Annotated in this window: 6 protein-coding genes and 1 tRNA gene; all 7 read right to left on the bottom strand. The window is 55.2% G+C overall.

The features are described 5' to 3' along the window. Positions 1–165 precede the first annotated feature (165 nt). Positions 166–255, bottom strand: a tRNA-Ser gene (locus Q1A48_RS07705). A 278-nt stretch (positions 256–533) separates the two neighbouring features. Then, positions 534–728, bottom strand: a complete 195-nt coding sequence (csrA, locus tag Q1A48_RS07700; protein ID WP_299943075.1) for a carbon storage regulator CsrA — start codon at positions 726–728, stop codon at positions 534–536. 228 nt (positions 729–956) lie between these two features. Further along, on the bottom strand, positions 957–2,189 hold the full coding sequence (locus Q1A48_RS07695) for an aspartate kinase (RefSeq protein ID WP_299943074.1): 1,233 nt from the start codon (positions 2,187–2,189) through the stop codon (positions 957–959). A gap of 129 nt (positions 2,190–2,318) precedes the next feature. Further along, the gene (gene alaS, locus Q1A48_RS07690) at positions 2,319–4,931 is read right to left on the bottom strand and encodes an alanine--tRNA ligase (protein ID WP_299943072.1); all 2,613 of its coding nucleotides are present in this window, start codon (positions 4,929–4,931) and stop codon (positions 2,319–2,321) included. A 76-nt stretch (positions 4,932–5,007) separates the two neighbouring features. Further along, positions 5,008–5,355, bottom strand: coding sequence for a histidine triad nucleotide-binding protein (locus tag Q1A48_RS07685; protein WP_299943070.1), 348 nt, complete (start codon positions 5,353–5,355; stop codon positions 5,008–5,010). 4 nt (positions 5,356–5,359) lie between these two features. After that, the gene (locus tag Q1A48_RS07680) at positions 5,360–5,545 is read right to left on the bottom strand and encodes a Trm112 family protein (protein WP_108734085.1); all 186 of its coding nucleotides are present in this window, start codon (positions 5,543–5,545) and stop codon (positions 5,360–5,362) included. 131 nt (positions 5,546–5,676) lie between these two features. Further along, a complete protein-coding gene (locus Q1A48_RS07675; RefSeq protein WP_299943063.1) occupies positions 5,677–6,516 on the bottom strand; it encodes an alpha/beta hydrolase in 840 nt (279 codons plus the stop codon). Positions 6,517–6,565 lie beyond the last annotated feature (49 nt).

Below are 6,565 nucleotides of genomic sequence, written 5' to 3'. Positions count from 1 at the left end.
GTGCTTTCTCGCAGCGATCTCCGCCAAAACCGAAAGTGCGCTTAAGGCACCTTCCCAACCTCAACCAGCCCGCTCTGGCTGTGCTTGAAGTGGCATGCAAGTGCAATTCCACCTCTTTCACAAACGCCGCGGGACTTCGGGCTTTCGAAGCTGAAAGCCATTGTATGGCGGTGAGAGAGGGATTCGAACCCTCGATGGGCGTTAACCCATACGCCCTTAGCAGGGGCGCGCCTTCAGCCACTCGGCCATCTCACCATTCACTCCTATCTGAACGCCCGTATCCGGAGAACTTCCCGAGGATTCCCTGGGGAAGAGCCGTCAGGCGGGTGCTCGCGTCAAAGTGGGCGGGATCATACCAATGGGCTGACAAAAATCAATGGGGAATCAGTAACATTTTGCTCTTTTTTATTCTGTTGGGCACAAACTGACCTACAAGCTCAAAAAGGACTTCTCCGCCAGCTCGTCAGGTTAAAATTGAGCCTTATGCAAATAAAAAAGGCCGGGTATCCGGCCATTTTACGCAAGCTGCATAGCTACTCGCTCCCCCCCTCCTCAGAGGATTGCCTTTCGCGCTGGATACGCTGATAAATTTCTTCGCGGTGGACGGCAACTTCTTTTGGCGCATTGACTCCAATGCGCACCTGATTGCCCTTCACCCCCAGCACGGTAACCGTCACATTGTCGCCGACCATCAGCGTTTCGCCAATTCGGCGGGTTAAAATCAACATTACCTACTTCTCCTTGATCATCCTGTGATAAAGAGCGGCCGGTATTCCCCTAAAGCTGCTCTTATTTGGTCATCATAACCGGATGGCGGTGCAAAAAGGCCAAAAAGCTGCCCATCGTACTATTCAGTATTGACCAGCCGAACAAAATCTCAACAGATTGAATTTTGTGCCAATAAGCCGAATCGAAATGAAAGGCTCACACCGCCTTAACTCTGGTTATTGTGTTTTTCATCTCTGCTTGTCAGAGAGTTCAAACGCACTGTGCAGCGCCCGCACAGCGAGTTCGAGATAGCGCTCATCGATAATCACCGATATCTTGATCTCAGATGTGGTGATCATCTGGATATTGATATTGTCTTCACCGAGCGCATTGAACATACGACTGGCCACGTTGGCATGGGATCGCATCCCCACACCGACAATAGATACCTTGGCAATCTTGTCGTCTGAGATCACTTCACGCGCACCGAGTTCCGCCGCGACACGCTCCAGCACATCACATGCCTTACCCAGATCGTCGCGATGTACGGTGAAAGTAAAGTCTGTAGTGCCATCGACAGCGCTAATGTTTTGTACGATGACATCCACTTCAATATTTTCACCGCCAATCGGCGCCAGAATGCGACAGGCAACCCCTGGGGTATCCGGCACACCGCGAATTGTTAACTTGGCCTCATCACGGTTGAACGCGATACCGGATACAACAGGTTGCTCCATTTCGTTATCTTCCTCATCCAGACTAATCAGGGTTCCATTACCCTCCTCAAAAGTAGAGAGTACACGCAGGGGAACCTTGTATTTACCGGCAAACTCCACGGCGCGGATCTGCAAGACCTTGGAGCCAAGGCTGGCCATCTCCAGCATCTCCTCGAACGTGATCCGGTCCAGACGGCGGGCACTGTCCACCACCCGAGGGTCAGTGGTATAAACCCCATCGACATCCGTATAGATCTGACACTCCATCGCACCCAATGCCGCCGCGAGGGCCACGCCAGTGGTATCCGAACCACCACGCCCCAAAGTGGTGATATTTCCGTAATCATCCACACCCTGAAAGCCTGCAACCACAACCACTTTGCCTGCATCCAAAGCCCCGCGCATACGCTCGACATCAATGCGCTGAATGCGCGCTTTGGTATGCGCATTGTCCGTGAGGATCTTGACCTGCCCACCGGTATAGGAGCAGGCATCGTAGCCACGCTTTTTCAGGGCCATGCTCAACAGCGCGATAGTGACCTGCTCACCGGTGGAAACCAGTACATCCAGTTCGCGCGGGTCGGGCTTTTCCTGAACCTGATACGCGAGATCAATCAGGCGGTTGGTCTCCCCGCTCATAGCGGAAAGCACCACAATCAAGTCATGCCCCTGGGCGCGAAATGCGGCCACCTTGTCGGCGACAGCCTCAATGCGCTCAATCGAGCCCACGGAAGTCCCGCCATATTTATGCACGAACAAACTCATAACTTTTTGTGTTTCCCCAGCTCAAGGCCAAGCATACGCATCGCTTCGATTCATGCAGGCGCGCACTTAATCACCAAACTTCGGCGAAATCAACTCGACACCCCACTTCTTGCGCCAAATTGACCGAAATCACGTGTTGAGGGCATCCTCAACCCACTCCGGCACCGCCTGTAACACCCCCGCCAAAGCAGAAAGGTCTGTCCCACCACCTTGGGCCATGTCACGTCGACCGCCGCCCTTGCCACCGAGCCTGCCAGCGGCAAAACGCATCAGGTCGCCGGCCGAGAGGCGGCTGGTCAGGTCCGGGGTTACCGCAGCCACCAGCGCCACCTTGCCTTCACCTGGTGCGGCGAGTAACACAACGCCACTGCCAAGTTTGTTCTTCATCTGATCTGCCAGGTCTCGCAAGGACTTCGGGTCCGCACCCTCCACAGAGGCTGCCAGCAGCTTAAAACCCGCCACCTCTACCGCTTGTGCAGAGAGATCACCGCCGACACCACTGGCAAGTTTGGTTTTCAGCTGTGCAACCTCCTTTTCCAGCCTGCGATTTGTGAGCAATAACTGCTCTACCTTATCCGCCAGGGTATCCGGGCGCGCCTTGAGGAGCGCGGCGATATGTTCAAGATGCTGCTGGGTTTGGTCAAACAGCGACAGTGCGTGGGCACCGGTCACCGCTTCGATACGGCGCTGCCCCGAAGCGATGCCGCTCTCACCAACAATACGCAGCAGACCAATATCACCGGTGCGCTCAACATGAGTACCACCACACAACTCCACAGAAAAGGCACCGCGCTCGGTCACACCCATGGAGAGTACACGTACGGAATGGCCATATTTCTCGCCAAACAGCGCCATAGCGCCCATTTCTTTGGCGGAGTCGATATCAGTCTCACGGGTTTCCACCGGCGTGTTGGCCCGAATCTGGACGTTAACCAGAGATTCAATGGCGCTTAGCTGTTTGATGGTTACCGCTTCAGGATGGGAGAAATCAAAGCGCAAGCGCTCGGAATCCACCAGGGAGCCCTTCTGGGTAACATGCTCGCCCAACACTTTGCGCAGCGCTGCATGCAACAGGTGGGTGGCGGAGTGGTTCAGGGCCGTTGCCCGGCGCACATCTGCGGACACTTTGGCCGCGACCTGATCGCCAACCACAATAGCACCCTTAAGCACCTTGCCACTGTGCAGATGATGGCTTCCCTGCTTGGTACAGTCGCGCACTTCAAAGCAGCCGGCTCTCGCAGTCAGGTAACCGCAATCGCCAACCTGGCCACCGGACTCCGCATAAAAGGATGTGCGATCCAATATCACAGCACCTTCTTCACCCTCTTCCAGACGCTCCACCCGCCCACTCTCTTTGACGATAGCGACGACGATACCCTCAACTTCCGTTGAGTCATAACCCAGGAACTCAGTTGCCCCCCCCAGGCCCAGCACTTCGGTGTAGCCCTGCTTAAACCTGCCCGCGGCGCGGGCGCGCTCGCGCTGGGCCTGCATCGCCACTTCATAGCCAGCCATATCTAGGGACAAGCCACGCTCACGGGCAATGTCCTGGGTCAGGTCGGTGGGAAAACCATAGGTGTCGTGCAGGGTGAACACCAGCTCTCCCGGAATTTCACTGTCTTCCAATGAGCCGAGGGCGTCTTCCAGCAGAGCCAGCCCCTTATCCAGGGTCTTGGCGAATTGCTCCTCTTCTTTGCGCAGAACCTGCTCGATAGTCTGTTGCTTCTCACGCAATTCAGGATAGGCTTCGCCCATCTGTTCGACCAGGGCCTCCACCAACTGGAAGAAAAAGACTGCCTTGTGCCCCAACTTGTGCCCATGGCGCACGGCGCGACGGATAATACGACGAAGGACAAAGCCGCGCCCCTCATTGGAGGGCATAACGCCATCGGCGATCAGGAAAGCGCAGGAGCGGATATGATCTGCGATGACCCGCAGGGATTTCTCTTCCAGGTTGTCACAGCCGACGACTGTTCCAGCAGCTTTCAGCAGCGCCTGGAACAGGTCGATTTCGTAGTTGGAGTGCACGCCCTGCATCACGGCAGCAATGCGCTCCAGGCCCATACCGGTATCTACTGACGGCTTGGGCAGCGGGTGCAACTCACCCTCTGCCGTGCGCTCGTACTGCATAAACACCAGATTCCAGATCTCGATATAGCGATCCAGTTCGTCATTGTCTGAGCCGGGCGGACCTCCGGCTATGGCTTCACCGTGATCATAGAAAATTTCCGAACTGGGCCCACAGGGACCGGTGTCACCCATCTGCCAGAAATTGTCCTCGTCGAGACGGGAAAAACGTTCCGCACTGACACCGATCTCTTTTAACCAGATATCGGCGGCCTCGTCGTCGCTGATATGTACAGTAATCCAAAGGCGCTCTTCAGGCAGGCCCAGAACTTTGGTGAGGAAATCCCAGGCAAAACGGATAGCCTCGCGCTTAAAGTAATCGCCAAAGCTAAAATTGCCCAACATTTCAAAAAAGGTATGGTGCCGCGCAGTATAGCCGACGTTCTCCAGGTCGTTGTGCTTGCCGCCGGCACGCACACAGCGCTGCGCGCTGGCGGCGCGCCTGTAGGGGCGCGACTGGTGACCTAGAAAGGTATCCTTAAACTGTACCATGCCGGCATTGGTGAACAGCAGGGTCGGATCGTTGCCCGGAATCAGAGAGCTCGATGGCACAATGGTATGACCCTGTCCCGCAAAGTAATTCAAAAAGGCTTCGCGAATCTGTGCGCTTTTCATCCAGCGTAATTCCACTTCGTTTGTTGAGAGTTACTTGAGAGACACCACCGATAACGAGATGCCACATCCGCCCCATTTACTGCGCAAGCCTGTGCTCAGGCATTTTTTTGTGTGCCAGCAGGTGAACATGTAAATGGAATACGGTCTGCCCGGCACTGCGACCATTATTGACTACCAACCGAAATCCCTCGAGGCGTAATTGTCGGCCCAGTTCGGCAGCCACCCACATTAAGTGGCCAAGCAGGGTTTTGTCTTCGCTTTTGGCGTCAGACAGGTTGACCAGGGGTTTGCGCGGGATAATGAGCAGATGCGTCGGCGCTTGTGGCGCCCGATCCTCAATAACGACACAAAGGTCGTCCTCGTAGATTTTCTCGGTCGGGATATCGCCAGAAATAATTCGACTAAATACGCTGGATTCACCCATCGGTTTATTTTTCCAGCTTTTCCTCGGCGGTCAGCTGCCGTGCTTCAGACTCCAGCATCACCGGTATCCCATCCCTGACCGGATAGGCCAGGCCACTGGCCTTGCAAACCAGTTCCTGAGTGTCCTCACGATACTCGAGTGGCGCCTTGCTCACAGGACACACCAACAGGCTCAGCAACTTTTTATCCATGTTTCACCCACTATTCCCCTCACCAAAACTTCCGGGGTCAAAAATGACCGCGTATCATACATTGCCTCATGGGGTTTTTCACGATATTTGCCGCAGCTTCTGCTGGTGTATTTGAGTGCTTTGCCGCATTTTTACCCTAAGGCGACAGATCTAGACGCGGGCAGCAGAGAATTTAAATGCCCCAGCAGCAACTCCCGCGCCAAACGCCCCTCCTCCTCCTCATTAAATAATTCGTGGTAGGCATCGGGGAAACAGTGCAACTCTTTAATCTCTGAACCTATACGGATAAACCAGTCCTGGCTAACTTTTGTGTCCACCAGTTGATCCGACTCCGGCAGTAACATCAGGCAGGGCGCCTGCAGGCGCCCGAGATTGACGGAGATGAACTCCCGCTCCCGCAGGAAGCTTTCAAACCAGCGCAAGGATACACCGCGATGCGTCAACGCATCGCTCCGGTAGGCCTCGACAACCGCCTTATCCCGGCATAACCATTGAGCATCAATCCGGTTGGTGAGCACCAATCGCGGAAATAGCTTTGCCAGTGTTAGGGCCAGCCTCAACTCCAGACCCGCGGGCTCCCGCCTGCCGAAAAACCCCGGTGCAGACAGGATCACACTGTCTGCAAAATCGTAACGGATGGCGCTGCCACAGGCGACCACCGCCCCCATACTGTGCCCCAGAAGGTGCAGATTGGTATCGGGGTTACCATTTTTGACCCGGCAGATAAATTCGTACAAATCCTCACAATACAGAGAGAAATCCTCGATATGCCCCCTTTTGCCCGCGGACAAACCATGGCCGTAGTGGTCCAGTGCATAGACACTGAAGCCCGCCCGGTTGAGGTGCCTGGCCAGGGAGGCATAGCGACCGCTGTGCTCACCCAGGCCATGGGAAATCACCACGATACCCAACGCTCGCTCCACCCACCAGCGCCGGTAGTGCAAGCGTATATCCCGCGTCAAAAATTCCACCCCCGCCTCCTTTTTACGCTCTTTATTGTTATTTCAGCGTCTGCAGCCG

Source organism: uncultured Microbulbifer sp. (assembly GCF_947489355.1).
Lineage (GTDB): Bacteria > Pseudomonadota > Gammaproteobacteria > Pseudomonadales > Cellvibrionaceae > Microbulbifer.
This window is presented reverse-complemented; position numbering and strand designations above follow the sequence as displayed.

Coding starts and splice junctions, on each gene's coding strand:
- alaS (WP_299943072.1), bottom strand. CDS start 4,931: ATGAAAAGCGCACAGATTCGCGAAGCCTTTTTGAATTACTTTGCGGGA.
- Q1A48_RS07695 (WP_299943074.1), bottom strand. CDS start 2,189: ATGAGTTTGTTCGTGCATAAATATGGCGGGACTTCCGTGGGCTCGATT.
- Q1A48_RS07685 (WP_299943070.1), bottom strand. CDS start 5,355: ATGGGTGAATCCAGCGTATTTAGTCGAATTATTTCTGGCGATATCCCG.
- csrA (WP_299943075.1), bottom strand. CDS start 728: ATGTTGATTTTAACCCGCCGAATTGGCGAAACGCTGATGGTCGGCGAC.
- Q1A48_RS07680 (WP_108734085.1), bottom strand. CDS start 5,545: ATGGATAAAAAGTTGCTGAGCCTGTTGGTGTGTCCTGTGAGCAAGGCG.